The 26,559-nt window shown below is 42.0% G+C and carries 19 protein-coding genes; 5 read left to right on the forward strand and 14 right to left on the reverse strand.

All coding sequences use genetic code 11. The features are described from left to right. On the reverse strand, nucleotides 1–1,833 hold a 1,833-nt coding region (locus HGJ91_RS02315), incomplete at its 3' end, for a bifunctional acetyl-CoA hydrolase/transferase family protein/GNAT family N-acetyltransferase (protein WP_291346077.1). Between the two features lie 245 nt (nucleotides 1,834–2,078). Between HGJ91_RS02315 and HGJ91_RS02320 the strand changes: the two genes are divergently transcribed. Next, nucleotides 2,079–2,708 (forward strand): TetR/AcrR family transcriptional regulator, encoded by a 630-nt coding sequence (locus HGJ91_RS02320; protein ID WP_291346078.1) that lies wholly within the window; start codon nucleotides 2,079–2,081, stop codon nucleotides 2,706–2,708. Between the two features lie 78 nt (nucleotides 2,709–2,786). On the opposite strand, the gene larA is transcribed toward HGJ91_RS02320, so the two are convergent. Genes larA through HGJ91_RS02335 form a run of 3 tightly spaced genes read right to left on the reverse strand, consistent with a single transcriptional unit; the run spans nucleotide 2,787 to nucleotide 6,443 of the window. Beyond that, nucleotides 2,787–4,031 (reverse strand): nickel-dependent lactate racemase, encoded by a 1,245-nt coding sequence (larA, locus tag HGJ91_RS02325; RefSeq protein ID WP_291346079.1) that lies wholly within the window; start codon nucleotides 4,029–4,031, stop codon nucleotides 2,787–2,789. Nucleotides 4,032–4,043: 12 nt separating this feature from the next. Continuing rightward, nucleotides 4,044–4,991: a hydrogenase iron-sulfur subunit gene (locus tag HGJ91_RS02330; protein WP_291346080.1), complete on the reverse strand. Its 948-nt coding sequence runs from the start codon at nucleotides 4,989–4,991 to the stop codon at nucleotides 4,044–4,046. An 18-nt stretch (nucleotides 4,992–5,009) separates the two neighbouring features. Beyond that, nucleotides 5,010–6,443, reverse strand: a complete 1,434-nt coding sequence (locus HGJ91_RS02335; protein ID WP_291346081.1) for an FAD-linked oxidase C-terminal domain-containing protein — start codon at nucleotides 6,441–6,443, stop codon at nucleotides 5,010–5,012. A gap of 261 nt (nucleotides 6,444–6,704) precedes the next feature. Here HGJ91_RS02335 and acnA point away from each other — a divergent pair, with 261 nt between their 5' ends. After that, entirely contained in the window at nucleotides 6,705–9,356 is a 2,652-nt protein-coding gene (gene acnA / locus HGJ91_RS02340) for an aconitate hydratase AcnA (protein WP_291346082.1), read from the forward strand. 15 nt (nucleotides 9,357–9,371) lie between these two features. Here the strand turns inward: acnA and HGJ91_RS02345 are convergent, their stop codons facing one another. Then, entirely contained in the window at nucleotides 9,372–10,907 is a 1,536-nt protein-coding gene (locus tag HGJ91_RS02345) for a leucyl aminopeptidase (protein WP_291346083.1), read from the reverse strand. Between the two features lie 134 nt (nucleotides 10,908–11,041). Between HGJ91_RS02345 and HGJ91_RS02350 the strand changes: the two genes are divergently transcribed. Then, entirely contained in the window at nucleotides 11,042–12,775 is a 1,734-nt protein-coding gene (locus HGJ91_RS02350) for an NAD-dependent malic enzyme (protein WP_291346084.1), read from the forward strand. Nucleotides 12,776–12,864: 89 nt separating this feature from the next. Here the strand turns inward: HGJ91_RS02350 and HGJ91_RS02355 are convergent, their stop codons facing one another. The 9 genes from HGJ91_RS02355 to HGJ91_RS02395 form a co-directional block, all read right to left on the reverse strand. Beyond that, nucleotides 12,865–14,367: an ATP-binding protein gene (locus tag HGJ91_RS02355; RefSeq protein ID WP_291346085.1), complete on the reverse strand. Its 1,503-nt coding sequence runs from the start codon at nucleotides 14,365–14,367 to the stop codon at nucleotides 12,865–12,867. Between the two features lie 12 nt (nucleotides 14,368–14,379). Continuing rightward, the gene (locus HGJ91_RS02360; RefSeq protein ID WP_291346086.1) at nucleotides 14,380–15,915 is read right to left on the reverse strand and encodes an ATP-binding protein; all 1,536 of its coding nucleotides are present in this window, start codon (nucleotides 15,913–15,915) and stop codon (nucleotides 14,380–14,382) included. A 40-nt stretch (nucleotides 15,916–15,955) separates the two neighbouring features. Further along, nucleotides 15,956–16,909 carry a hypothetical protein gene (locus HGJ91_RS02365; RefSeq protein WP_291346087.1) on the reverse strand — a complete coding sequence of 318 codons (954 nt, stop codon included), beginning with the start codon at nucleotides 16,907–16,909 and terminating at the stop codon, nucleotides 15,956–15,958. 90 nt (nucleotides 16,910–16,999) lie between these two features. Next, nucleotides 17,000–17,386, reverse strand: coding sequence for a response regulator (locus HGJ91_RS02370; protein ID WP_291346088.1), 387 nt, complete (start codon nucleotides 17,384–17,386; stop codon nucleotides 17,000–17,002). Between the two features lie 45 nt (nucleotides 17,387–17,431). Next, nucleotides 17,432–18,355, reverse strand: coding sequence for a methylenetetrahydrofolate reductase (locus HGJ91_RS02375; protein ID WP_291346089.1), 924 nt, complete (start codon nucleotides 18,353–18,355; stop codon nucleotides 17,432–17,434). Beyond that, nucleotides 18,352–19,020: a methylenetetrahydrofolate reductase C-terminal domain-containing protein gene (locus HGJ91_RS02380; RefSeq protein WP_291346090.1), complete on the reverse strand. Its 669-nt coding sequence runs from the start codon at nucleotides 19,018–19,020 to the stop codon at nucleotides 18,352–18,354. Before HGJ91_RS02380 ends, HGJ91_RS02375 begins: the two co-directional genes overlap by 4 nt. Nucleotides 19,021–19,048: 28 nt before the next feature. Beyond that, nucleotides 19,049–19,492 carry a hydrogenase iron-sulfur subunit gene (locus HGJ91_RS02385; protein WP_291346091.1) on the reverse strand — a complete coding sequence of 148 codons (444 nt, stop codon included), beginning with the start codon at nucleotides 19,490–19,492 and terminating at the stop codon, nucleotides 19,049–19,051. Beyond that, entirely contained in the window at nucleotides 19,492–22,542 is a 3,051-nt protein-coding gene (locus HGJ91_RS02390) for an FAD-dependent oxidoreductase (protein ID WP_291346092.1), read from the reverse strand. Before HGJ91_RS02390 ends, HGJ91_RS02385 begins: the two co-directional genes overlap by 1 nt. Nucleotides 22,543–22,620: 78 nt before the next feature. Then, complete coding sequence (locus tag HGJ91_RS02395; protein WP_291346093.1) at nucleotides 22,621–23,493, reverse strand: methylenetetrahydrofolate reductase; 873 nt, start codon at nucleotides 23,491–23,493, stop codon at nucleotides 22,621–22,623. A gap of 408 nt (nucleotides 23,494–23,901) precedes the next feature. On the opposite strand from HGJ91_RS02395, the gene HGJ91_RS02400 reads away from it, so the two are divergent. Together HGJ91_RS02400 and HGJ91_RS02405 are read left to right on the forward strand one after the other, a co-directional pair. Beyond that, a complete protein-coding gene (locus HGJ91_RS02400) occupies nucleotides 23,902–25,311 on the forward strand; it encodes a GAF domain-containing SpoIIE family protein phosphatase (protein ID WP_291346094.1) in 1,410 nt (469 codons plus the stop codon). Next, nucleotides 25,308–26,357, forward strand: a complete 1,050-nt coding sequence (locus HGJ91_RS02405) for a lipid A deacylase LpxR family protein (protein ID WP_291346095.1) — start codon at nucleotides 25,308–25,310, stop codon at nucleotides 26,355–26,357. The genes HGJ91_RS02400 and HGJ91_RS02405 overlap by 4 nt, the downstream gene beginning before the upstream one ends. The last annotated feature ends 202 nt before the right edge of the window (nucleotides 26,358–26,559 follow it).

Consider the following 26,559-nt stretch of genomic DNA (forward strand, 5'->3'; position numbering starts at 1 on the left):
ATCTTCTCTTTCTGATTTGATCGCATAAGGCAGCTTGTGAAACAGTTTTATCATCCCCTTGTTTTCAGAAGAGGTATATGCCACAAGTCCTTTGATTTCATTGTCCATAGCAGCCCTTGCCAGCTTTTCTTGAAGGGCTTGTGCGATTCCCATACCCTGGTATTCCCTGGATACGGAAAATGCAACCTCAGCCATATTAATGATGGAATTTCGAAAATATTCACCAACGGCAATGATTTTTTCAAATCCCAGTTCTCCAATAGTGGCAACAATAGTTAAATCGTTGATATAGTCAATTTCAAAAGTTGTATCGATCTGATCATGGACAAAACTCTTTTTTTCGTGGAAAAATCTTGAGACGATATCCCCTCGGTTCATGGTATAATAGTGTTCCTGGATGCTTCTTTCATCAATGGGTTTGGCAGGTCTGAACATAATAGCACTTCCATTGATAGAGACAGTTTCTTCATATTTTAAAGGATAAACTCCTTTAATGGCCTGTTTGAATTTTCTGTCTACATCAATTAAATTTAATTCTTTGGCTTTTGAAAAGAGTTCATCCCTGAAATTCGGATGAGCGATACTGATCAATGCCATGGCCCTTTCCTGAAGGGTTTTCCCGAAAAGATTAACCACACCGTATTCCGTTGCAACAAATTGAACATCCCCTCTCGGCACAACCACGGCAATATCCGATAAATTGGGGATGATTCGGCTTTTCGTGCCATGATCGGATGTAGCGGTCATCATCAGGATGGATTTACCGCCCTTTGACATGGCAGCTCCCCTGGTAAAATCAAGAAGTCCGTTGATACCGGTATAATTATTATAGGGGAGGGCATCCGCTGCAACCTGTCCTGTTAAATCTATGGCCATGGCAGTGTTTAAAGTGACCATGGCATTGTGTTTGCCAATAATGGTAGGGTTATTGATATAATCTGATGGATGAAATTCAATGGAAGGGTTGTCGTCAATAAATTCATAAAGAAAATGTGATCCGACGGCACTTCCGGCCACAAGTTTTCCATCATTGAATCCTTTTTTCTTATTGGTGATAACCCCCATGGAAAAAAGTCGCATCAACCCGTCAGATAAATATTGAGAATGGACACCCAGATCATTTTTTTCAGACAGGCAAAGCATGATGGCTTCATTTGTCACACCCAGGTTTGTTTGCAGGGTAGATCCATCATCAATCAGTCGTGATATATGTTTGGCGATAATATTGGCAGTTTCAATTTCAGGAAGGGGCTGTATGGTTAGAAGATCTTCCTCGTGTTCAACAATATGATCCACATCATTGACATGGATAAAGCTTCTGCCTAATACCCTTGGCATATTCGGATTTATCTGGCAAATCACAATATCTGCAGATTCACAGGCAGCAAGTGTGATATCCACAGATACCCCTAAACTCATCCATCCGAAATCGTCGGGCGGGGAAGCCTGGATCAGGGCGGCATTTATGGGCATCATTCTTGATTTGAACAAATGGGGGATCTGGGAAAGGTTAATGGGCGTAGTAAATCTTTTGTTTCGACTAATTTTTTTCGGGGATGCCGACCCCAGGTAGAAGGACCGGATATTAAACTGCTGGGAATGAGACTGGTTGGCAACCAGTGTCAAGGGGCCACTTTCAATACACAATAATCTGACAATTTCAAGATCCGTAAACCTGACAGAGGTATCAGCTAATTTTTTGACAAGATGTTGGGGCTCTCCGCATGAAGAGCCGATAAACACCCTTTGGCCAGGCTGTATATGTTGCAATGCTTGTTCTGCATGGGTCAGTTTTTGGACATAATTGTCAGCCCAATAAGTTGTTTTTGGCATTATAAGGTATCTCCATATATTTATTCCATTTGTGGTATATTAGCATAAAAACACCGTTTAAATCATTAAGAGTTTTTAATTTTTTAAAAAAACGAATGATTTCCGGGTATGATCAAATGGAATATTAAATTACAAAATCAAACAGGTTTTATTTTTTTCTTTTTTTCTTGCAATTTTTCATTTTTTTTTATATTTATTAATCGCTGTCAGTTTATGAATCGTATTCAAAAAATAATGAGGAATATATGGGCATATACGAACGCAAACAAAGAGAAAAAGAGAAAAGAAAAAGAGAAATTATCGATGCTGCACGAAAAATTTTTTCCAATAAGGGGTTTAACACTGCAACAATTGAAGAAATTGCGTTAGAAGCAGAACTGAGTCCCGGAACCCTGTACTTGTATTTTAAGAGCAAAGAAGAATTACATACATCCCTTTCCATTGAAATATTGAAATATCTGGCAGATGAGATTCAAAAAGTCGTTGGTCAGGATATTTCAGTGGAAGAGAAGATCGAAAAATTTTGTGATGTATTTATCGAGATGTATGAGTATGATTCAAATATTTTAATCAATCTGTTTCACCTTCAATCCGGAGAAACGCTTAAGAATCTTTCGGATGAATTCTTACAGCAGATCAAAACACACTCAATTATGGCTCATGGGGCCATGGTTGATGTTATACAAGAAGGGATTGATCAGGGTGCTTTTATTGATGAACATCCCGTGGCTCTTGCAGATATCCTATGGTCATCCTATGCCGGTGTTGTCCTATGGGTTGATTCCAAAAAACTTTTAAATAGTCAAAAGGATTTTGTCAAATCTACGTTAAAAACGGCATTTAAGATAATCATTAAGGGGTTGAAGAAAGAATAAACCTATAACTTACTTAGTAGCCGTTAGCCTGGCTGCCCAAAGTGATTATGCAAAAAAATCCGGTCCTATCTTATTACCCTATTTTATCAAGGGAACGGTAAGTCCCCCATCCATCAGAAACAACACACTTGCGTTTCTGCCCTTTTCTTTAAGAGCAAGGTCAATGGCAGTCTGAAGATGGCTGAAAGGCTTAATGAACAATTTTGAAATGACATCCGGTTTTACATCTGTCACTCCCCACATTTGAGCCCAAAGTCCGATTTCTGCCATTTTAGCCGCTTTGTGATACCCTAAAACATATCCTTTTTCAATGGTTTCAAGTGCAGCTTCGGGCGTATCGCTGGAACCCAAAAGATCGGCAAAGGCCTTGCCGCCGATACCACACCTGCATTTAGCCACAAGGATCATGATACCCTTTTTTTTCAGGGCGAGTTTTGCATTATCAATGCCTTTCTGGGCCTGGTATAAATCAATATCCTGTGGAAATTTTACCACGGATACCACAATGTCGGCTTTTTCTTTTAAGGGGGCTGCAAAGACCTCGTTGGCATGATCAATGGCAGCATGGAATGAATCATTGATATGGCCGCAACAGGTGGCATAGACGTTATGGTGCTTATCTAAAACTGTCATGATGGAAAAGATGTCCTGTTTTACGGTTTTAATGGCATCAATCATGTCTTCATGAACCGGGTTGCCGTCAAGAGCTAATGCCCTTGCTTCAGGGACAAGGGCAAGCTTATGGTTTTGTTCTATGGTTGTATACCCTGCAATACCCGGTAAAAAAGATTTCCTTCCTCCGGTATATCCGGCAAAATAATGAGGTTCCACAGAAGAAATAATAATGATTTTATCTGCCTTAACACCGGCCTTGTTAACATACATCTGCGTACCATTGGTAGACTGCCCTAAAAAAACCATGTCTTCTTCAACCCTGGCGTCATGAACAATAATTTTGTCCTTTATCTGTTCATAATAAGAACCGAAAATTTGAAGATATTCTTCCTGGGATGGTCCCCTGTGGGCACCCGTTGCAATAATGAAATTGAAATGGGTTTGTTTTAAGTCATCAAAGATAAATTCAAGGATTTTTTTTGTGGGAGTGGGTCTTGTGGCATCGTTGACAATGACAAGAACATTTTTTGCGTCACTTAAAAATTCTTTGAAATTCTTACTGTTGATGGGATTATTAATAGCAGCGTTTATATTTTCGTCTTCATCACCAATTTGAACATCATTGGCTTCAAGAAAGCTCACCTTGACGTCGTCACCAATAACGGCTGACATGGAACCGTCTTTTCCATAGGGAACATCAATCTTCATAAAACCACTCCTTTAGCGTATCGGGCCCATTTTATTGAGTTTGTCCATAAAGGTATCAATCTCAGCCTGGAATAATGTCTTGTCTCCGGCCGGGATCTGAACGAGCCGGACCCTTTCGGGATTAATATCAATACTTTTAAATGTATTGTGAAGGCTTTCAACTATTTTTTTAGCCCTAAGGTTTCCATCATGCTGGCATTCCCCATCAGGGCAGACGGCTGCCATAACACCCCAGGCATTGTGAAGAAAAGGCGCCATTAACAGATGCGCCTCAAGACGTCCGCCGCACATGTTCACAAGGATTTCATAAGCCTTTTCTCTGGTTTCGGATTCAGGCAGTACTGATGCCTGAAGTTCGGGGTAGTAAGACCAGTTGCAGGCAAAAATAATGGCTTTTGAGGATTCGTGGGTCGTTAAAAAAGTTGAGGCCCTTTCAATAAGATCATCCTTGGCGGTTCCGAAATGATTTTCAATTTTAGCCGCCCCTGCGGGACAGACTTCAATGCAGATACCGCAGGCCTGGCATTTAGCTGGATCAGTGGCAATTCCTTTTCCGTCATAGAATCTGGCTTCATGGGGGCAGGCCCCCACACAAAGGAGGCAGCGGGCACAATACAGTTCTGTTATAGAGGTTGTCCCAGGGCCTTTCAGCCCCATTTCAACCAGATCTTTTTTGGCATCGGTGAAAATTTCAGTTAAGGGAACTCCTGAGGAACAGGCAGCCTCACATCGTTTGCAGTAAAAGCATGAAAACATTTTATCGGCTGCAGCTTCCGACGGTTCGATTTCTCCTTCTAACAGTCCGAAAGCGGTAATTATTTTTGCCCTTGGGGCGTCTGATTCCCAGCCTGTGTGATGGAACATGGGACAATGTTCAAAACAGTATCCGCATCTGATGCAATTTGCCAAAGTGCCTTGCCATTTTTCAAGATGTTTAAATTCTTTTATTTTATTTTCCATGGAATTGACCTTTTTATTTTAGCTGTTCACAGAATATCTCAAATTGGTTGCCGTAACCCAGTCTTCCGGGGCCTGTGCAAGTTTGCCAGGGTTCAGAATATTATTGGGATCAAATGCTTTTTTGATACCGGCCGAAAGATTTAATGAATCTGATTTTTCAATCTTGAATGATTCGGCCTTGGAAATTCCGATACCATGCTCCGCACTGGTGGTCCCGCCAACAGACCTGACATAGTCATATACTTGCGTGATCGCCTTTTTGGCAGAGTCCCACTGGTCTTTTCTTTTTGTATCCATTAATATTTTGGTGTGCATACACCCTGAACCGCAATGACCGTAGGCCGTCATGATAATATTATTCTTCGCTGCTATTTCATGGATTTTGCCTGCCATTTCCGCCATTTTAGAGTAGGGAACCGCCATGTCATCGGCAAGGGCTGTGCTGGCGAGATTGTCGTCATATTTTGAGAGTGCCGGAAAGAGTTTTTTTCGTCCCAAAAATATTTTTGCCCTTTCCTTGGGGTCATAGCTGGCATGAATATCCTGGCCATTATGCTTCTCACATATTTTTTTCATTTTATTGATTTCATAATCAACTGCTTCTTTTACCATACCGTCTGCTTCAAAAATCAATACAGCTGCAACCTCTTTAAGGCCCAGATCCATTGTTTTGTTGACGGCTTTTATGGCAACGGAGTCCATCAGTTCCAGCATGGAAGGAGTCGCGCCTGATGCCATAATAGAACCAATGGCTTCTCCGGCATCTTTGAGGACGTCAAAGTTGGCAACCCCCATGCATCTGAATTCCGGTATGGGTACAAAGCTTAAGGTGGCCTCAACCACAATCCCGAGCGTCCCTTCGGATCCCACCAAGAGTTTATGAAGCTGATAGCCTGAGGCTTCAACCCTTGTATGAGCCCCAAGACTGACCAGATCTCCATTTGCCATAACCACTTTCATGCCAAGGACAGCATCCCTTGTTGCCCCATATTTCACAGACCGGACACCACTGGCATTATTGGCAATTTCACCGCCAATGGTGGCAATTCTGCTGGAAGCAGGTGTCGGGGGATAAAATACCCCATATTGTTTTAAGGCAAGATTGAGATCATCGTCAACAACCCCGGGCTCAACTCTGCAATATACATCCTCAAGGTTGATTTCAAGAATTCTGTTCATTTTTTTCATATCCAGGATGATTCCTCCCTGGATCGGAACGGTCTGCCCGCACATCCCTGAACCCCCACCCCGGGCAACAACAGGAATTATTTGGTCATTTGCGTATTTCATGATTTTTTGGACTTGTAAGGTCGTCTCAGGTCTGACAATAGCCCAGGGCATGGCATGATGTACAGAAGAATCCGACCCGTATATATAGAGATCGGCCGGATCTGTTTTAATGTTGTGTCCTCCGACAATATTTTTTAATTTGGTGGTATCAATTTTTTTCATTCAAGATCCCCTTTTAATGAATCTGTTATATCTATTGAATCGTTTTTTAACAACAAACGCTTAATCCTTCCATAAAGATTTGAAAATTTCAATGTTAATTCGCAACTCTTTAAACAATTATTAAAAATTTATAGGATTATCATCCATGGCTGGATCTATTTTTAGCATGATATTGATTGTGTCTTGATCTATTCTGAATTTAATAATACTTTATTATGTTGGTTAAAAATTTTCAAAATAAAAATTCTTAGGAACAAACAAATGATCAATCATAGTTTAAAACAAAAACTTACCCTGGGAAGCCAGGAGTTTATCGTTCATAATATTAAATTACTTGAAGAAATGAAACTGGCAGAAATCAAATCTCTGCCCTTTGCAGCCCGTGTTCTGATAGAAAACCTGGCACGGAATATGGATTCAAAGATCATTCAATGGTCAGACATCATCTCTGCTGCAAAATTCTATGAAACCGGCACTCAAACTTCCGGGCTGATTGCATTCTATCCGGCAAGAGTTCTTATGCAGGATTTTACAGGAGTTCCTGCAGTTGTTGACTTTGCCGCCATGAGGGATGCCGTCAATGAGTCAGGAAAAGATCCCAGGCAAATCAATCCCCTGGTCCCTGTTGACCTGGTCATTGACCATTCCATCCAGGTGGACCATTTCAAGGAAAAAAATTCATTCTTTTTAAATGCCCAGAAAGAGTATGAGCGAAACAAAGAAAGATATCAGCTCTTAAAATGGGCCCAGAAAAGCTTTGACAATTTCAGGGTCGTTCCACCTGAATCAGGAATTTGTCACCAGATTAATCTTGAATATCTTGCCACGGTTGTTTCAACAAAACAGACCCAGGATGGTCTTGTGGCTTTCCCTGATACCCTCGTGGGCACTGATTCCCATACTACCATGATCAATGCCCTGGGTGTTCTTGGCTGGGGTGTAGGCGGTATTGAAGCAGAAGCCGTCATGCTGGGCCAGCCATATTATATGAACCTTCCGGAAATTGTCGGTGTCAATTTTATCGGCAAACCGAAAAAACAGATTACCTCAACTGATATTGCCCTCTATGTAACAAATATACTTCGCAAGGAAAATGTAGTTGAAAAAATTGTTGAATACACGGGAGTTGGGTTAAAGAACCTTACGTTGACCGACAGAGCCACTATTTCCAACATGTCTCCGGAATATGGTGCCACAGCCGGGTTTTTCCCCGTTGATGAGCATACCCTGAAATATCTTAAAAAAACGAATCGATCGGAAACAGCTGCCCTTGTTGAAGCCTATTGTAAGGCCTGTGGACTCTTCAATTTTTACGATAATGACATAAAATTTTCTAAAAAAATAGACGTGGATCTTTCTTTGATTGAAATTTCGGTTGCAGGACCTTCAAGACCCCAAGACAGGATTTCTCTTTCCGGTGTAAAAGAAAGGGCAACAAAGATATTTGACCTTGCAAACAAAAAAGATTTGCAAATCAATCCCGAGAATATGCCCCAGCCTCTCACCAACGGAAGCGTGGTGATCGCGGCCATTACATCCTGTACCAATACATCCAACCCCTACACCATGATCGGTGCCGGGCTTGCAGCAAAAAAAGCAGTTGAGAAAGGATTGTCCATTCCCTGGTACGTGAAAACTTCCCTGTCCCCCGGGTCCAGGGTCGTCCTGGATTATCTGAAAGGTTCCGGGCTGATGGACTATTTTCAGGAACTTGGCTTTAACAATACCGGTTTTGGATGCATGACCTGTATCGGGAACAGCGGCCCCCTTGATCCGCTTATTGAAGAATCCATTAAAACAAATGATATGGATGTCATGTCTGTTCTTTCAGGCAACAGGAACTTTGAGGCAAGAATACACCAGGACGTTAAAGGCAACTTTTTAATGTCACCCATCCTTGTGGTGATCTATGCCATAGCCGGAAGAATTGATATTGATTTTAAAACAGACCCCCTTGGGATTTCAAAAAAGGGGGAGCCCGTTTTTATGGAGGACATCTGGCCTGGGGCTGAAGAAATAAATCATTTTGTTGAAACCTATGTCCACGAGAGATTCTTCAAAGACCAATATGCCAATATTTTTAAAGGAGATAAGCTCTGGCAGGAACTTGAAGTGGAAGAAAGCACCATTTTTAAATTTGATGAAGATTCAACCTATATCCGGAAGCCACCCTTTTTCAAAGACTTTTCCCTGGATCTGCCTGACTTTGAGGATATCAAAGGTGCCAAAACCCTTCTCGTGCTGGGCGATTCAGTTACAACAGACCATATTTCTCCTGCAGGCGCCATTCCTGTGGATTATCCTGCAGGCAAATATTTGATTGAAAATGATGTAAAACCCTGGGAGTTCAATTCCTATGGCTCTCGCCGGGGGAATCATGAAGTGATGATGAGAGGGACGTTTGCCAATATCAGGATAAAAAACAAACTTGTTTCCGATACAGGCGGTTTCACCCTTAAATTTCCTGAAAAAACCCGGGAATTTATATTTAATGCGTCCCAAAAATATTGGAACGAAGATACAGATCTTGTGGTTTTCGGTGGCAAAGAATACGGAACCGGATCTTCAAGGGACTGGGCAGCCAAAGGCTCCAGTCTCCTGGGGATAAAGGCGGTCATTGCCATATCATTTGAACGGATACACCGGTCCAATCTCGTGGGTATGGGGGTTTTACCACTGATTTTCAAACAAGGAGAATCCTTTGAAACATTGGGGCTCAAAGGGGATGAAACCTTTGAAATCAGCAATTTAAACCAGATCCAACCCAACGGTCTTTTAACAGTTAAAGCTTTGAAAAATGACAAAGAAAAAAGGTTTCAAGTTATTGTCAAGCTCAACACCGATATTGAAATTGATTATATTAAAAACGGCGGAATTCTTCACTATGTGCTGCGTCAAATGATCAAAGCATAGAATATTTTCGTCGTATTATGTCAGTCCTCCTTTTTTCCAGTCGCGGATCAGATTTAAAAAGGTTCTGACTCCGATACCCGAAGGTCCTTTGGGAATATAGGATTTTTCTGTAAAATCCCATGCTGTCCCGGCAATATCCAGGTGAGCCCAGGGCGTTTTATCTACAAAGTTTGACAGGTAGGCCGAAGCCGTAATGGTACCGCCCCACCGACCCCCTACATTTTTAATGTCGGCCACCTTTGATTCAATCTGTTTTTTGTATTCTTTTGTCAGGGGCAGTCGCCATAAGGGTTCACCAGCGTCTTTCCCGGCACAAATAAGCCGGTCTGTCAGCTCATCATTATTGCTCATCAGCCCTGAATAGTGATGACCCAGACCAACGACTACGGCACCGGTCAGGGTGGCAATATCCACTACGCAGTCGGGTGTAAAGGTTTTGATGCCATAAGCCAGGGCATCGGCCAGAATCATCCGGCCTTCGGCATCCGTGTTCACGATTTCCGAAGTGACGCCATTGAAATGGCGGATGATATCCCCGGGTCGAACCGCGGAACTGCCTGACATATTATCTGTGGCAGGAATGATGGCTACAACACCGACAGATGGTTTTTCTTCTCCTACAGCCTGCATGGTTGCCAATACGGCCGCACCACCGCACATGTCATATTTCATCTCTTCCATGCCGGATGAAGGTTTTATACTGATTCCGCCGGAATCAAATGTAATGCCTTTTCCCACAAGAAGGATGGTATCGGATTTTTTTTCAGGCTTATATTCAAGGATTACCATCCTGGGAGGGATGGCCGAGCCCTGGTTGACAGCCAGAATACCGCCCATACCCAGTTTTTTCATATCTTTTTTTTCAAGACAGGTGTATGCCAGTCCATGTGTTCGGGCCAGGGTTTTGGCATAGTCGGCAAATTCTTTGGATGTCCATCCGTTGCCGGGCTCGTTGGCCATATCCCTTGCCTCACATGCAGCCTGGGCAGCAACAACCCCCTTTTTGACTCCTTTTCGAGTGGAGTTAACCGCCTTTGTACAGGCGAATCGAATCATCTTAAGTCCGGCATAATCATCCTTTTTTTTGCTGATTTCCTTGTATTTTAAAAACCGGTAATCCCCCAGAAGCATGCCTTCTGCAAAACATTCTGCTGTTTTTTCCGGACCAAGGGTTTGGATGGCGGGAAGGCAGACCGTTATTGTTTTTGCCTTTGTTTTTTCACACGCCTTTGCCATATTCCCCCCGATTTTTCTAAGTAAGTCAAACGCTTTTGAAATTTTTTTTTCCTTTTCTATTTTGCCCATCCCCATCACCAGGATCCGCCGAGCCTTGATGTTTTCTTCCACATTAACGGAAGAGGGGTAAAACATGAGTTGTTCTTCTGCCTTACCTGAAAAATCTTCCAGGTTAAATGCCTTTTCCACCGGATCCTTTATGAAATGATCACATAAGGGCGCCTTATTCTTTTCCTCTGCCGCACAATATACAAGCAGGTCTGCGTCAATGGTTTCTACAGGTCTTTTGGTTACAGTCAATCGAGTTGTTTTCATGGGTGTCCTTTATTATAAATTTAATCATTCATTTCTTTTACCTTTATTATTATAAAGTTATGATATAATATGTTTTTTTGTTTTTTTATAGATATATTTTACTAAAATTATAATTTAAGGGATTTTTTTTGTTTATGGAAATCAATCATTATGAGTTTAAATTTGGCGAGTTTGGAGAAACCATCGGGGTACAAATCAACCTGAGGGGTTTCGATATTCTTCGCTTCAATTATATCAGCAAAGGCACAGCTTTTACCATTGAGCAGAGGAGCAAACTTAAACTCAGCGGTTATCTGCCGCCAAGGGTAAAAGCCCTCGAAGACCAAGTCAGATCAAGCCTTGAGATAGTTGAAGAAAAAGAAAGTGATATTGAAAAATTTATTTATATCAGAAGCCTGTATGACAGGAATGTGGTTCTTGCCCATGCCGTCATCGCAAGCGATATCACAAAATTTCTGCCTATTATCTATACCCCGACAGTGGGTCTTGCCTGCCAGCAATACTCGAAATTGTTCCGTGGAGCAAACGGTATCCATTTTTATCCTGGCAATATTGATTATGCAGAGCACGTTCTGCATCATTATACGGATCAGGATATTGGCATCGCTGTTGTAACAGATAACCAGGGCATCCTTGGGATTGGCGACCAGGGCGCCGGCGGTATTCCCATTTGTCTCGGAAAACTGATGCTCTATACCCAGGGCGCTGGACTTGCTCCCTGGCACTGCCTTCCCATATCCCTTGATGTGGGAACGGACAATGAAGAGCTCTTAAATGACCCGGGCTATCTGGGCTGGCGGCACAAACGTCTCAAGGGCGAAGAATATTATGACTTCATCGAAAAATTTGTAATAGCTTTTAAAAAGAATTTTCCCCATTCCCTGTGCCAGTGGGAGGATTTTTCAAAACAGACGGCTTTTAACGTCCGGGATAAATATCTCAAGGAATTGATTTCTTTTAATGATGATATCCAGGGAACCGGTGCCGTGGCCCTGGCTGGTATTCTTGCTGCAATGAAAGTAAAAAAAGAAAAAATGACCGATCAGGTGTATCTGGTCCATGGCGCCGGTGCAGGCGGTATCGGCATTGCGGAACAGATTGAGACAGAACTTGTTGAACAGGGCCTGGATAGAAAAAATGCTGAAGCCAGAATATTTACCCTTGATTCAAAAGGGCTTGTCACCTCTGACAGAGAGCTTGAACCGTATAAAACGAAACTTGCAAAAGATCCAAAAATATTTGCCTGGCTGAAAAGCCCTGAAGACAACACCCTTTTGAACGTGATTAAAAATGAAAAAGTGACCGTATTGATCGGTACTTCAGGGCAGCCCGGATGTTTTACAAAAGAAATTGTTGAGGCAGTATGCGAAAATACGGACAGACCGGTTATCCTGCCACTGAGCAACCCCACGGCAAAGGCAGAAGCCCTTCCCAAGGATATCTATCAATGGACTGATGGCAAAGCCCTTGTCTCTACAGGATCTCCTTTTGATCCCGTCAATCATAACGGCAAAGACTATAGAATAGGTCAGATGAACAATTCCTTTGTCTTCCCGGGGGTCGGTCTTGGTGTTGTGGCATCCGGTGCCAGTGAAGTGTTGCCAACCTTTTTTTCTGCGGCAGCCCATGCAATTGCTGAATTTGTCAAAGAAAAAGAACTGAATGATGGCATCCTGTTTCCCCCTCTGGATCAACTGAGAGAGGTCTCTCTGGAAGTTGCCAAAAAAGTAGGTGCAGAAGCCATTAAGGCCGGTGTTACTCAAAAAGATTGTGCTTTCTCAAAATTTAAACACAATAATGACCCTGAGCGGCTGAATATCCTTGTGGATAAAATACGCTGGTCTCCCAGGTATTTGGAACAGGTTTAATATTTGTTGAATACCAACAGCCCGTTACCTGTGTTTGGGCAACGGGCTGTCTTTCATAAATCTGCTAAAAATTTACTGAAACAACAGGATTAAATTTTGTATTCTGATTTTGGAAAATGGATGGAAAAGCAGGTGCCTTTGTCTACCTCACTTTCCACTTCAATGCTTCCGTGATGTGTTTCAACAATGCTTTTCACTATCGAAAGCCCAAGGCCTGTTCCGTTAATATGTCTTGTTGTTTCATTCTTCACACGAAAAAATCTATCAAAAATATGGTCCAGATCTTTTGCAGGAATCCCAAGACCGGTATCAGAAACATTTATTACCGCACAATCACTCTTTTCATTTGCCCATACCGTAATTTTCCCGCCATTTGGGCTGTATCGGATCGCGTTGGATATTAAATTAGAAAGTACTTCTTCTATATTTGTCCGGTTTCCCATCATCCGAATCTCTTTTTGGGTCTTTTTTATTATTAATTGAATAGATTTGGAGCTTGCTTTGTCCCGGTAAAACACAACCTGATCTTTTATAAGTTCAATCAGATCCAATTCTTCTCTTTCCTGGTTAATCAATCCCGATTCAATTTTGGAAATATCCAGGAGATCAGTTGAAAGAGCGGTTAGTGACTTGATTCGATCAGAGCTTTTTTGCAGTATCTCTTTTTGTTTTTCTGTCAGTTCTCCTGCCAGTCCATCAAGTACAACATTTAACTGCATGAGAATAGAGTTCAATGGACTTTTAATTTCATGAGCAACCATGGAGACAAAATTTGATTTTAACTGATCGATTTTTTTCAGGGCAGTAATATCATGGAAAACAGTGACAGAGCCTAAATTTCTTTTAAGGCGGTCTCGAAACGGGATACATCTGACGCCAATGATCATATCGTCTTTCCCTTTTGGAGAGGACATGGTGATATCATCGGTAATTTCTACAAATATATCCTTCGGCTGATGAATAGCCTGATCTATCATATCCAGCAACCTGGAATCATTTATAAACTCAGACACGTTATGCCCGATAATAGATGTTTTTTTACACCCGATCATTTTTAAGAATGCCGGATTTGCCAATGCAATCCGTTTCTGGTTATCTGTTGTTAATACTCCATTGCTCAAGGTGTTGATCATGACCCTCATCCGGGATTTTTCCGTTGCAATATCCTGAAGTGTCCGGATAAATTCAATCGCTTTGCTGATAACAATCCTTAATTCCTGGGGAGAAAAGGGTTTTGCTAAAAAATCAAAGGCGCCTTTTTTCATCGTTTCAATAGAATGCTCAAGGGTTGCATAACCGGTAATCACGATTACAACCGTATCAGGATGACGGGCTTTGACATCTGTCAGAACTTCCAGCCCGGACATTCCCGGCATCATTAAGTCCAGCAAAATGATATCAAAATGTTTTTCTTCAATCATCTTTAACCCTTTGATACCGTTTTCTGCCACTTCAACATCACAGCCTTCTTCGTTCAGCAACCTGTGGCAGGCTTTCTGAATCCGCACTTCATCATCCACGACCAGAACCCGCGGCTGAAAAAAAACATCTTTTACACTCGTTTTTAAGGAATCCTTACGACTATTATTCATTGTTATTATCTTTCACATATCACCGTTAATTGGTTCTGGTTTACACAAAGACAGCCCTTTTCCCGAGGCAAAATACATAGGAAATTCAAGGATAAAGGTTGTCCCCTTTGATCCTGTTTTTTTGACAGAGATTCTCGCCCCGTGTTCTTCAATAATACCGTAAACAATGCTCAGGCCGAGTCCTGTACTTTTCCCCACCTCTTTTGTTGTAAAAAAAGGATCAAATATTTTAGGTAAATCCTTATGGGGTATGCCTTTCCCCTTATCTTTAATTTCTAAAAAAACTTTTCCAAGGGATTTCTCCTTATATGTCGTCAAAGTTATTGTACCGGCACCGTCCATGGCATCTGCAGCATTGATCACCAGGTTAATCAAAACCTGGTTGAGTTTATTGGTATCTGCATTAATGAGCATCATTTCATCGGACAAATATTTTTTAATTTTTATATTCCTGAATTTTTTTTGGTCCCTGAGCAAAGTCAAACTCTGTTCGAGAATTTCATTGAATTGAATTGTCTTTTTTTCAGATCCTGAGCTACGGCTATATGCCAGCAGGTTTTTAACAATCTCCTTACACCGGTTGGCATCTTCAAGAACATATCCAAGATCTTCACGCATACTCTCGTCAATATCGCTCCGTTCCAGAAGGAGGCTTGCATAAAACAGTATCCCTGTCAGTGGATTATTGATTTCGTGGGCAACCCCGGCAGCAAGCTGGCCGAGAGACGCCATTTTTTCAGATTGTGCAAGCTGTCTCTGGGTCAGTTTCAGCTCTTTTTCAACCTTACTCTTATCTCTTAAATCATTATAAATCGCCATTGTGGCAGATTCATTGCCTTTTTCATCGTAGATGATAGCGGCAGACATCTCGACTTCAATTTCTTTGCCATGAGAAGTGACAATGATCATCCGTGGAATCAAAAGCTTTCCCTTCCCCCCGATCTTCTCATCCCGAAGCATTTTCATTATTTCTTTGGCTTTACCCGGTCGATATAATTGTTCTGTATGCTTTATTCTGCCGTCCCTGCCATATTTGTCACCAAACAATTCTTTTGCCACTGAATTCATTAAATTGATATTGCCCTGTCGGTCTGCGGCAACAATAGCGCTTGCAGAAGAGTGAATGACCCGGCTGATAAATTCTTTCACGCCATGCAGCTGGTTTTCAAGGGATTTGGTCCGGGTAATATCCCTTATACTGCTAATCACATAAGCCACATCCCCGGTTTCATCAAAAATAGGGGAAAAAACCCTCTCCTCCCATCGATAATGATGCTTTATTGTAAAACTGTGACTTTTTTTATCTTTTATGACTTTGGAGATAGTACACTGGTCTGAATTACAGGGAGTATCTTTATATAAAAACATATGAAAACATTTTTTCCCAAAAATTTCTTTAAAGGAGAGATTAAAGGTCTCATAAAATTTTCTATTGGCACCCACCAGGGTTTTATCAGGAGAAATAATAACGCTGGGAAATGAGAGGGAATCAAATATTCTGAGCCGCCAATACATTTCATCCACTGATAGGTCTAAATATTTTTTCATGCGATTCCTATCTCTTTCCCACTATTTTGCATTGATCTGATCATGGTATTTCAAATACGTCCTTCAAAGCCCTTTTCGCCTCTTTTCCCTTGCCTTCAGGCAGGATAATTCCAATACTGGCACCTGTACAGCCTGTCTGCAAAACGCGGATTGATTTTTCCGACAGACAATTCAAAGCCCTGCTGATAATACTGTGCCTGTCACCGAAATGAGGGCCGTGAAAACTGATCAGTTCTGCGGCACAGGCTTGAGGGGCAGGAATACCCGGCGATTTTTTTGTCACTAAAAACAGGTGTGTTTGCGCAGGTGTTGCCATAACCGCGGATACAAAGAAAAATTTATCTTTTTTATCTTTTCGGGATTGAATCTCTTGTCCGTATTCAGCCAGCTGGTCAAAAGAAAAAAGATAAGACCAAAGATGCAAGTCAGACTCCAGCGTAATCCCATAGGTTTTTATTCTCTTTTCCACATAGGTTGCACGGGTTTCAGGATATTTTTTCTTCAAAAATTGAGTCAGCTCTTCATTCTCCTTCTGCTCAAACGGAACATGGGATTCGGGCAGATCAAAGTTTTTAGAAAGAATATCAATAACAGCATCACAATCGGTTTGAGCAACAACAAATGTCAACATTGCATTTGAAGAAATCAGACACTGAAACGGCACCTTCTGTCTTCCCAGAAGATATAGGAGAACCCCCAATGGTTGCAACCGGTAATGGTGGGGATATATGGATATGGTACAAACATTTGTATGACAATTCCAATATTCGTTCTGACAAGATACCTGTTTGAAATGTTTTGAAGCAATAGTTCCTGAAACAAAGGATTTATTATCGATGGTACTCAAGGACATGGATACCAGGTTAATCCCGTTGGATGCCAGGGCCTGGTAGAGTGGTACACAGGACTGATTCTGCCTGTCAGTATAGGCATGGGTTACCTGAGCATAATTTTTGTTCAGACGAATCCCATTTATTTTTACTTGTTCCGTCATTCCAAAATCTGGAAAATTCTGCAGCATTGTATATTCAAAATGGCGGGGAAGATAAAAGACACTCTCCCGCCATATAATTTTTCCATAATGCTATTTGCAATGATCCTGAACGATTTCCATTAGTTTATCCAGATCAATGGGTTTTGCGATATAATCGTCTGCCAGGGTTGTTTTGCCATCATGATGCGTATAACTGGTTGTTTTTACTGAATCAGCCACAGCCGTCAACATGACAATAATAATGTCCTTAAGATCATCATTGTTTTTAATTTCATCACATGCTTCCCAACCGTTTTTCCTTGGCATCATGACGTCAAGGATAACAAGGGCGGGTTTCTCTTCTTTTATTTTTTCCATGGCTTCTTCGCCGTCATAGGCCTTGGCAACTCTATACTCCAGAGATTCTAGTTTCATGGAAACAGCCTCTACCAGGTCGGGATCATCATCTACGACCAAAATAAGTTGTTTTTCACTCATTGTTTTCATTCCTTTCTTATTGTCTTATGGACTATTTTTTTATTTCTATAGCACAGGTCTAGGGAACAATCCCGCTTTTTCTACAATTTGGGGAACCTTTTCTTCCCATTCAATGGCCATTATATGAAATCCATGGACACCCTTTACTTCTTTTAACCTTTCAATGGATTCAATAGCTATCTTTATTCCCTCCTCGGGTTGTTCTTCCTTGGGGACTGCTTCCATGCGTTTGATAACTTCATCAGGTACGTCCATGCCCGGCACTTTGTTTTTCATATATCTTGCCATACCGGCTGATTTCATGGGGGTGATCCCGGCAAGGATATGAATTTGTTCATCAAGACCTCTGTCACACACCATTTCCATATATTTTTCAAATTTATCCAGATTGAAAATGCACTGGGTCTGGATAAAATCAGCCCCTGCTTTCATTTTTTTAGCCAGCCGCATCACCCTGAGTTCAAACGGATCGGCAAACGGATTGGCTGCAGCCCCGATAAACATTTTTGGTGGGGATTTAATATCTGCGCCGCCCTGGAATTTACCTTCGTCCCGCATTTTTTTAACCGTCTGCACCAGTTGGATAGAATCAAGGTCAAAGACACCATTGGCCATGGGATGATCACCGAATTTCACATGATCTCCCGACAGACACATCATGGTGTTGATACCCATGGAATAGGCACCAATAATATCGCTTTGTATGGCCAGGCGATTCCGGTCCCTGGTAACCATCTGCAAAATGGGATCCAATCCCATCTGTTTGATAATCACACCGGCTGCCCAACTGGACATTCTCACCATGGCGGTCTGATTGTCTGTTACATTAATAGCATCAACATGATCTTTAATAAGACTGGCCTTTTCTTTTACCTTTTCAGGAATTGCACCGCGGGGAGGACCGACTTCAGAGGTCACTGCAAGGGCTCCTGATGCCAATACTTTTTCCAGTTTGCTTTCAGTCTTCATAATGACAAATCCTCCCTGATTATTTTTCTAGGCCCGCCGCCTCCGGCTGGTCGAAAGTCTTTTGCTTCCATAATTTCTTCATACCGTTTCTCCATTCCAAGGGCCTTTAATCTTTCCCAGATTAAACACCAGGCACATTCAACATCCGGAGAAATTTCACACATGCCGTTGGAAGTCCCGCCGCAGGGGCCGTTGAGCAGCTGTTTGGAACATCTTGCCACCGGACAGATACCACCGGTGATACCCAGCAAGCAGTCCCCGCATCCCCGGCATCTTTCCGCCCAGATTCCCTGGGATTCCGAAGCTCCCATAAATTTTGTATTTACGGCAGGAAACACAGGTTTTTCCTTATACCTTTCTGCAATGGTCTGTACACCGCATCCGCAGGCCATGGAAAGGATGGCATCTGCTCTGTCAATTTCAGACACGAGTTCTTCCACATATTCAGGGTCACATTGTCTTTCAAGTGTAAGTTCCGTAATATCAATGGTCCTGCCCTGTTTTAGAAAATGCAGGTTAAGGGCTGATGCCAAAAGCCCGACTTCTTTTCTTCCACCGGCTGCACATACGGTCACGCATTCATTACAACCCACCAGAAGAATCCGGTCATAGGGGGTTATATATTCTATGATTTCATTTAAAGGTTTTTGCTCTGCTGTTATCATAATTCTTGTCTCCGAAAATTTAAATTTGTCAGCTGACTGCCTTTTGATTTTTATCTGTGTTGATTATTTTAATGGGATTGGGTCCCAGTTGTTTAATTTTTTGAGTGAATTCCAGCGCAGTACGGGCAAAAAATTCACCCATTCCAGCCGACATATTAATCATTGCCACTCGTTCGGGTTCCCATCCTAACTCTTCCAGGTATTTTTGTACATGTTCCACCCTGTATCTTGCCCGGGTATTTCCATTTTTAAAATGACAGTCCCCTTCAAGGCATCCGGCCACATAAACACCATCTGCCCCTTTTTCAAGGGCTTTCATGATATGAATGGCATCCACCTTACCCGTGCAGGGTATCCGAATTATTTTTACATTTGACGGATAGGATATCCGTTTGCTGCCCGCCATATCAGCTGCCGTATATGCACAATAATGGCAACAAAATGCGACAATTTCCGGTTCAAAATTTTTCATTAGTTCAACCCTCCGAATAAACCGTCTAATTTGGCCATAATCTGATCATCTTCAAAGGCAAGTAATTGAATTGCCTTTGCTGGACAATCAGCTGCACAGATACCGCATCCCTGGCATTTGGCCGGATCAATATATGAATACCCATCTTCGTTAATAAACGGAATACTGAAAGGACAGGCACGAATACAGATCAGACAGGCGGCACATTTGGAACTATCCACTTTGGCAACGGCCGCACCCAGGTTAATTTCTTTTTTGGCAAGCAGGGTTTGTGCCCGTCCTGCTGCCGCATAGGCCTGGGTAATACTCTCTCGGATTGTTTTAGGCGAATGCGTTGTTCCGGCTATAAAAAATCCTCTGACAGACATGTCAACAGGTCGAAGCTTCACATGATCCTCAAGAAAATAATGATCCGAAGTTCTCGGCAAATGAAACATCATGGACAGATCTTCCGTGGTCTCATCATCTGCAATCATCCCTGTACTCAAGGCAAGATAATCCGTTTCAATTTGAATCTTTCTGCCAAGGATAACATCATCCACAAAAACAGATATCCGGTCATTTTCAACCCAGACCTCTGGTTTGTTGTCTAAGGAAAATTTGATAAAATTTACACCCAGGTTCCGGGCTTCTCTGTAATAATCTTCTTGAAAACCATAGGTACGAATATCTCTGTATAAAATAAAAATCTGTATGTCAGGATCAATGGCATGAATACGCAGGGCATTCTTTATGGCCGTCTGGCAGCAGATTCTTGAACAATTGGGATTATCAGGTTCTCTTGAGCCGGCACACTGAATCATGACCACCTGGTTCATGGCTTTTATTTTTTTCGGATCATTTTCAATCAATGCTTCAAGTTCAAGCTGGGTTACAATACTGTTGTGGGTTCCCAGGCCATAGACGTCAGGACGATTTGGTAATGCCCCTGTGGCAAGGATGGTCACCCCGTGATCCAGTTGCATATAGTTCATTCTTGGGCCTGTCTGGATGCCGGTTTTAAACCGTCCCGGTATTCCGGAATGATCAACAATAATAGACCTTGTCAACACCTGAATGTTTTCATTGGCAGACACATCATCTATCAATTGATTCATGAACGGCCTCACATCATCGCCTTCTATTGTTTTTCGGATGGACTTTGCCAATCCACCAAGAGCCGGGGATCTTTCCACAAGGTAAACTTTAATGCCCTGGCCAGCCAGTTGAAGTGCCGCCGTCATTCCAGTGACACCGCCACCCACAACCAGTGCATTCTGATTCATGGGCAGAGTCTGATCCATCAATGGACGACTTTTGCAAACGCCACTGATACCGATCCCAAGAAGTTTAAAGGCCTTATCTAATGCTTCTCTGGGCTGCCCCATATGAGCCCATGTGTTCTGATCCCTTAAGTTAACGATTTCCACCAGATATTTATTTAATCCTGCCCGGCGCACCAGATCCTGAAATTTGGTCTCATGGGTTCTGGGTGAACACCCGCCAATAACTACCCGGTTTAAATTATTGGTTTTGATCGATGCTTCAATCATCGCCATGGAATCACTGCTGCAACCGTATCCGACGGCTTGGGATACAACAACATGGGGCATTGTTCCGGAAAATTCCACCATCTTGTCAACATCGACTACACCGCCGATCTCCAATCCACAGTCACAGATGAAAACGCCAATCTTCGGTTCTTCTCCTGAAACATCCCGTTCCGGCATAAAATCATTTTCACTCTCAGGCACATCCATTATTGCGGGAAGATCGGATGCTGCCATACTTGCAGCAGCACTTGCTTGAACCATTGTTTCAGGGATATCTTTCGGACTTTCAACCACACCGCAGACATAGACCCCGGGTTTTGACGTTACCACCGGGTTAAAATGATCTGTTTTTGCAAAATTGTGTGGATTTAATTCAATACCCAGTCGATTGGCAAGATCAATGGTCGTTTCAGGAATCCTGAATCCGGTTGACAACACAACCATATCAAAATCTTCGGTTTTCTGAAGGGCTTCTTCTTCCACGGCATAGGTAATGGAAAGATTTTTAGTTTCGCTGTTTTCAATAATGGAATGAGGACGACTGCGGATCATCTTGACCCCATAATCATTTTTCGCCCGGTTAAGATATAGCTCATAATCCTTGCCATAGGTCCGCATATCCATATAAAAGATGGTGGTTTCAATACTTTCGGCAAAGCGTTCTTTTGTCACAATCGCTTCTTTCAAAGCGTACATACAGCAAACTCCGGAGCAATAGGGCACATCCGCTTTATTAATCCCCCTTGATCCGACACACTGAATCCATGCCACTTTTTTGGGCTGTTTTTTATCCGATACCCGTACAAGATCACCCTGGAAAGGACCGGAGGCTGACATAATCCGTTCATATTCCAAACCGGTGACAACATTATCAAATTGTCCACTGCCAAAATTGTCCAAGACCGCAGGATCAAATAATTCTGCACCAACGCTTAACACAACAGATGCCGCTTCAACTGTGATTTTCTTTTGCATGTCATCCGGTATAATCGCATCTGCCTTGCAGACCTTCTGCAATGCCTCAATATCCCCCACTTTTTCCATATCAATGGAAAAAGCATAGGGTGTTGCCTGGGGATACCGCATACAGGTCGGTGCACGTGGATCAAGCCCGGGGGTAAATCGAACCGCTTCAGGGAAATGTTTATGGCACTCTCCACACGCGGTGCATTTGTCAATATCAATATATCTTGGCTCAGTAACAAGTGTGGCTTCAAAATTGCCTGTTTCACCGGTTAATTGCTCAAGTTGGGTCATGGGTTTTAAATCTAGATGAATTTGTCTTGTATTTTCGGATAAGTGGGGAGATACCGTACATAAATCACAATTATTGGTTGGAAAAGTTCTATCCAGCTGGGTCATCAACCCGCCAATAGAATATGATTTATCAATAAGTATAACATTTCTGCGGGATTCAGCTAAATCCAACGCTGCTCGAATTCCTCCGACACCACCACCAATAACAAGTACGCTCCTGCCGTTTGATTTATTCTCTTGAATATTTTTAAGCTTTTGCATTTGTAACCTGTTTTTATTTATGGGTATCCATCACCTGTAATATTTGTTCACACAGATAATAAAATGGATTAATTTACGTTAAAGTCCTGCACAGTCCAGAATTGCCGGCAAACGGTCTTCCCAGCCCGAAGCAGAAATTTTTATCCCCTGGATCTCGCCCTTGAGTTCTTTGATCATTTCTCCGGCAATACGGATACATTCGGTTTCCCGGTCCTTTGATTTCCGGATCCGGCTGATCAATGATTCAGACAATTTTGAACTAGGGTCATTAATGGAGATGTAGCGGGCCATACCAACATTTTTTAACATGAAAACCGTGGCAATCACCGGCACATTCAATGATTTGAATTTATTTAAAATCTGAGTGTAGTAGGCGATATCAAAAACAGGTGGAACTATTATATATTGTGCACCTGCATCTACTTTTGCTTTAGCGGTTTTAAATTCTTCTTCAAGATGCTCATCATCCTGAATGGGTTCAACCTGGCACCCTGTGAAAAATTCAGGCTTTCCTTTTAATTCAAAACCGGCAAGGTCTGTTCCTTTCAGAAGAGAGTGAACCATAACCAGCAAATCCAATTCATTGAGATCATCAACCGGCTTTGCATTCTGATGATCACCATGGGCAATATTTTCTCCCTGAACAATCAGCAAATTATGAATTCCAAGAACATGGGCAGCCAGCATATCCCCCTGTAAGGCCATCCGGTTGCGGTCACGTCCATAAATATGGATCATCGGCTCGAACCCCTGCTGCCGAATGATCGCCCCACCGGCCAAAGCACTCATGTGCATGACGCCATTATCCATATCAGGAATCACAACAGCATCTATTCGTGATTTAAGATGCCTCACATTTGTCACAAGATTTGATATGTCAACTCCCTTAGGAGTGTTCATTTCGGCAAGTATGACAAACTCCCCTTTAGAAAATTTAGTTTGAAGAGTCATTAGTATTATTCCTTTTTATTTTTCCTAAGCTTTGGATTTACCTTCCACTCGAAGCTTAAATTATCGTTAAAAATCCATATTGTTAGATAGCAGAAACCATGCCAAGGGAAGGGAGGGTGCGATTCGTCTTTAAAAACAATCAGTTAATATGGACAGCATTTTTTTGTTATTCAGTATGGTGAATAAATTCTTAGAAGTTTTTCGAAAAAATGTTAGAAGATTTACAAAACTTTGAAAATCTTCTAACATTTTAATTTAAAACAGGCAGGAAAAGGGAAGGGAACCAGGCGCTCCAGATATCTGTTTATATGCTTGACATACTTCAAGAGTTCATTTTAAAACAGATGAAGTTTCCAGCGGCTTTTTAAAAATTTAACATAAATATGTTGAGAACAGCAAGGAATGCCAATGGAGTTAGAACGACTTCAAAAAGAGATTACTGCTCTTAAGCGTGAAAAGAAAGTTCACGATGCCCAAAACAGACTGTTTGAAATATTCATTAACATGGCACGATCTTCAAAAGAAGAACAGGTGTTGAATGTAACCATGCAAAATGCTCTGGAAATTGCGGCTCAACTTTCAGGTGCAGAAAAGGGCAGTCTGTTTTTATTGGACAAGAGTGGTGTGGTAACAGATAGTATTCTCACCCGAGACCAGATAAGGGGAGAAAAACGATCCAGTCTGATCGGCAAAGTCATAGATAAGGGTCTTGCCGGATGGGTGAAAAAAAATCTTTCAGTGGGACTTGTAGCCGATGCAAAGACAGATGCCAGATGGCTGACCCTTGCAAAACAATCCTATATTGTACGCTCTGCTTTAGCGGTGCCCATTCTTCGACATGATACTTTATTTGGTATTATTACCTTGATGCATTCTTTACCTTCACATTTTGATCAGGCCTCTGTAGTCATTACCCAACAGGCTGCCAATCAAATGGCGATAGCCATAGAAAATGCCAAGTTATATAGAAAACTTGAACAGTCAAAAATTTTACTTGAAAATGCCAAACAATCTATAGAAAAATATTCCAAGGCACTTAATGACGAGTTGGAGAAAGGTAAAAAAATTCAAAAAGATTTTTTGCCTCGCTATCTGCCAGAAGTTAAAAATTGTGATGTCTCATCATATTTCCATTCTGCCTTGCAATTGTCTGGTGATTTTTATGATATGTTTGAACTGCCTGATAATCATATCGGCTTTGTTATCGGGGATGTCAGTGACAAGGGGGTCGGATCTGCGCTTTTCATGGCATTGACCCGAAGCCTTCTTCGCATTTTTTCAGGGTTGTTCGATACTGGCAACGGTTTTGATAACGCTACCCATCTCAGGGAAAACTTTTTACCAGAAGATGCCTTAAAAGCTGTTTTTCTGACCAATGAATATATTGCAAAAGAACATTGTGAAGAGGGCATGTTTGTGACACTGTTTTTCGGTATTATTGATCTGTTAACGGGTAAGGTGTTTTATATCAATGCTGGACATGAGCCGGTTTTAGTTGTCGGGGAAAATGGAATAAAGCAGTCTCTTAAAACTACCGGACCCGCGCTAGGGCCGATTCAGGGGGCAATATACGGAATTGAAACCATCCAGCTTAAAACAGGTGATATGCTTTTTGGTTATACAGACGGGGTGACGGAAGCACGATCAGAAACAAGAGTTTTTTATACACGATCCAGATTGGAAAATATCATTAATAAGGGCTTTGATGGTGCTACAGAGGCTTTTTTGGAGATCATAAAAACAGATCTGTTTTTATTTATCGGAAATGCCCCCCAGAGTGATGATATCACAATGCTTGCAGTAAAGTGGCATCCGTGAAGACACATAAAACTGTGGCTGTGCGATTCATTTTTGTCAGCCTGTTTATCATGATTTTACCCTTTTCGACGAGTGCACAGTCTAAAGTCCCCTCACAACTGCAAACCCTTCAGATTTTTTTTGAAAACGATCTTTTCGGTAATACAGACAAATACTATACCAATGCGGTTCAACTCACCTGGCTTTCCAATGATTTGAAACAATATAAAGATGATGTACGCCTGCCGGACTGGACCATCCCGGTGATCCGGGTCATCCCGTTTTCCCAGACACCCAACAGTATCCACAATGTCGGCATTTTGCTCGGTCAGCATATTTACACCCCTTCTGATATCCAGGCAACCACTTTACAAAGTAATGACCGTCCATATGCCGGTTTTTTTTTTGGAGGACTTGCCCTGCACAGCAAAACCGATTCAATTCTTGATACGCTTGAAATTGTTGTGGGAATTGTCGGACCTGGAGCATATGCTGAATTTGCCCAGAATACCGTTCATGATATACGGGATATTCCCACAGCCAAAGGATGGGATAACCAGCTGCACAATGAACCGGCTGTTCGGTTTTCCTGGCAGCGCAAATGGCGTATCTACAGGGACCATGTGTTGAATACCTTTGATTATGATCTCATCGGTCATGCCGGTATCACTCTGGGCAATGTCAGGATTTCCGGTAATACTGGCGGTGAAATTCGATTTGGATATCACCTGCCCGAAGATTTCGGATCTGACGTTATCCGGGCTGGAGCCGGGGTCAGCACACCTGCGCTCAACCGGCCTACAACAGGCAGGCGACCTTTCGGTATCCACCTGTTTGCAGGGTCACAGCTCGAAGTTGTCGGCCATGATATTTTTCTTGATGGCAATACATTTAAAGACAGTCCCAGTGTTGAAAAAGGAAAACTTCTAGGTGATCTTTCAGCTGGACTGGCCCTGAATTTTGACCGGTATAAATTTACCTATCGGCATGTTTACCGGACCAAACAGTTTGTAAGCCAGAAACAGGACCAAATCATCGGCTCTTTGACCCTGACCGTTTCTTTTTAAAAGATTTTTCAAAGAATCTGACCAGAATTTTTTATCCATATATTTAAATTGTCTTTTGAAAATTTATTTGTATCGCGCCACTAAGACTATGGAACAACGGGTATCCCTCCCAGGTTGGAATATGTTATTATTTTTTGCTTAAAAAAAATAATCCCAACCCAGAAAGGAGATACCCTGATGAATTATATAGGAGTGGATTGTC

The organism is Desulfobacula sp., from assembly GCF_014237455.1.
GTDB lineage: Bacteria > Desulfobacterota > Desulfobacteria > Desulfobacterales > Desulfobacteraceae > Desulfobacula.

Excerpts from the sequence above, each read along its gene's own strand:
- HGJ91_RS02320 (WP_291346078.1), top strand. The coding sequence starts at position 2,079 with ATGGGCATATACGAACGCAAACAAAGAGAAAAAGAGAAAAGAAAAAGA.
- HGJ91_RS02350 (WP_291346084.1), top strand. The coding sequence starts at position 11,042 with ATGGAAATCAATCATTATGAGTTTAAATTTGGCGAGTTTGGAGAAACC.
- HGJ91_RS02365 (WP_291346087.1), bottom strand. The coding sequence starts at position 16,909 with ATGACGGAACAAGTAAAAATAAATGGGATTCGTCTGAACAAAAATTAT.
- HGJ91_RS02330 (WP_291346080.1), bottom strand. The coding sequence starts at position 4,991 with ATGGAAAATAAAATAAAAGAATTTAAACATCTTGAAAAATGGCAAGGC.
- HGJ91_RS02335 (WP_291346081.1), bottom strand. The coding sequence starts at position 6,443 with ATGAAAAAAATTGATACCACCAAATTAAAAAATATTGTCGGAGGACAC.
- HGJ91_RS02390 (WP_291346092.1), bottom strand. The coding sequence starts at position 22,542 with ATGCAAAAGCTTAAAAATATTCAAGAGAATAAATCAAACGGCAGGAGC.
- HGJ91_RS02380 (WP_291346090.1), bottom strand. The coding sequence starts at position 19,020 with ATGATAACAGCAGAGCAAAAACCTTTAAATGAAATCATAGAATATATA.
- HGJ91_RS02400 (WP_291346094.1), top strand. The coding sequence starts at position 23,902 with ATGGAGTTAGAACGACTTCAAAAAGAGATTACTGCTCTTAAGCGTGAA.
- larA (WP_291346079.1), bottom strand. The coding sequence starts at position 4,031 with ATGAAGATTGATGTTCCCTATGGAAAAGACGGTTCCATGTCAGCCGTT.
- HGJ91_RS02360 (WP_291346086.1), bottom strand. The coding sequence starts at position 15,915 with ATGAAAAAATATTTAGACCTATCAGTGGATGAAATGTATTGGCGGCTC.
- HGJ91_RS02385 (WP_291346091.1), bottom strand. The coding sequence starts at position 19,492 with ATGAAAAATTTTGAACCGGAAATTGTCGCATTTTGTTGCCATTATTGT.
- HGJ91_RS02375 (WP_291346089.1), bottom strand. The coding sequence starts at position 18,355 with ATGAAGACTGAAAGCAAACTGGAAAAAGTATTGGCATCAGGAGCCCTT.
- acnA (WP_291346082.1), top strand. The coding sequence starts at position 6,705 with ATGATCAATCATAGTTTAAAACAAAAACTTACCCTGGGAAGCCAGGAG.
- HGJ91_RS02345 (WP_291346083.1), bottom strand. The coding sequence starts at position 10,907 with ATGAAAACAACTCGATTGACTGTAACCAAAAGACCTGTAGAAACCATT.
- HGJ91_RS02395 (WP_291346093.1), bottom strand. The coding sequence starts at position 23,493 with ATGACTCTTCAAACTAAATTTTCTAAAGGGGAGTTTGTCATACTTGCC.
- HGJ91_RS02355 (WP_291346085.1), bottom strand. The coding sequence starts at position 14,367 with ATGAATAATAGTCGTAAGGATTCCTTAAAAACGAGTGTAAAAGATGTT.
- HGJ91_RS02370 (WP_291346088.1), bottom strand. The coding sequence starts at position 17,386 with ATGAGTGAAAAACAACTTATTTTGGTCGTAGATGATGATCCCGACCTG.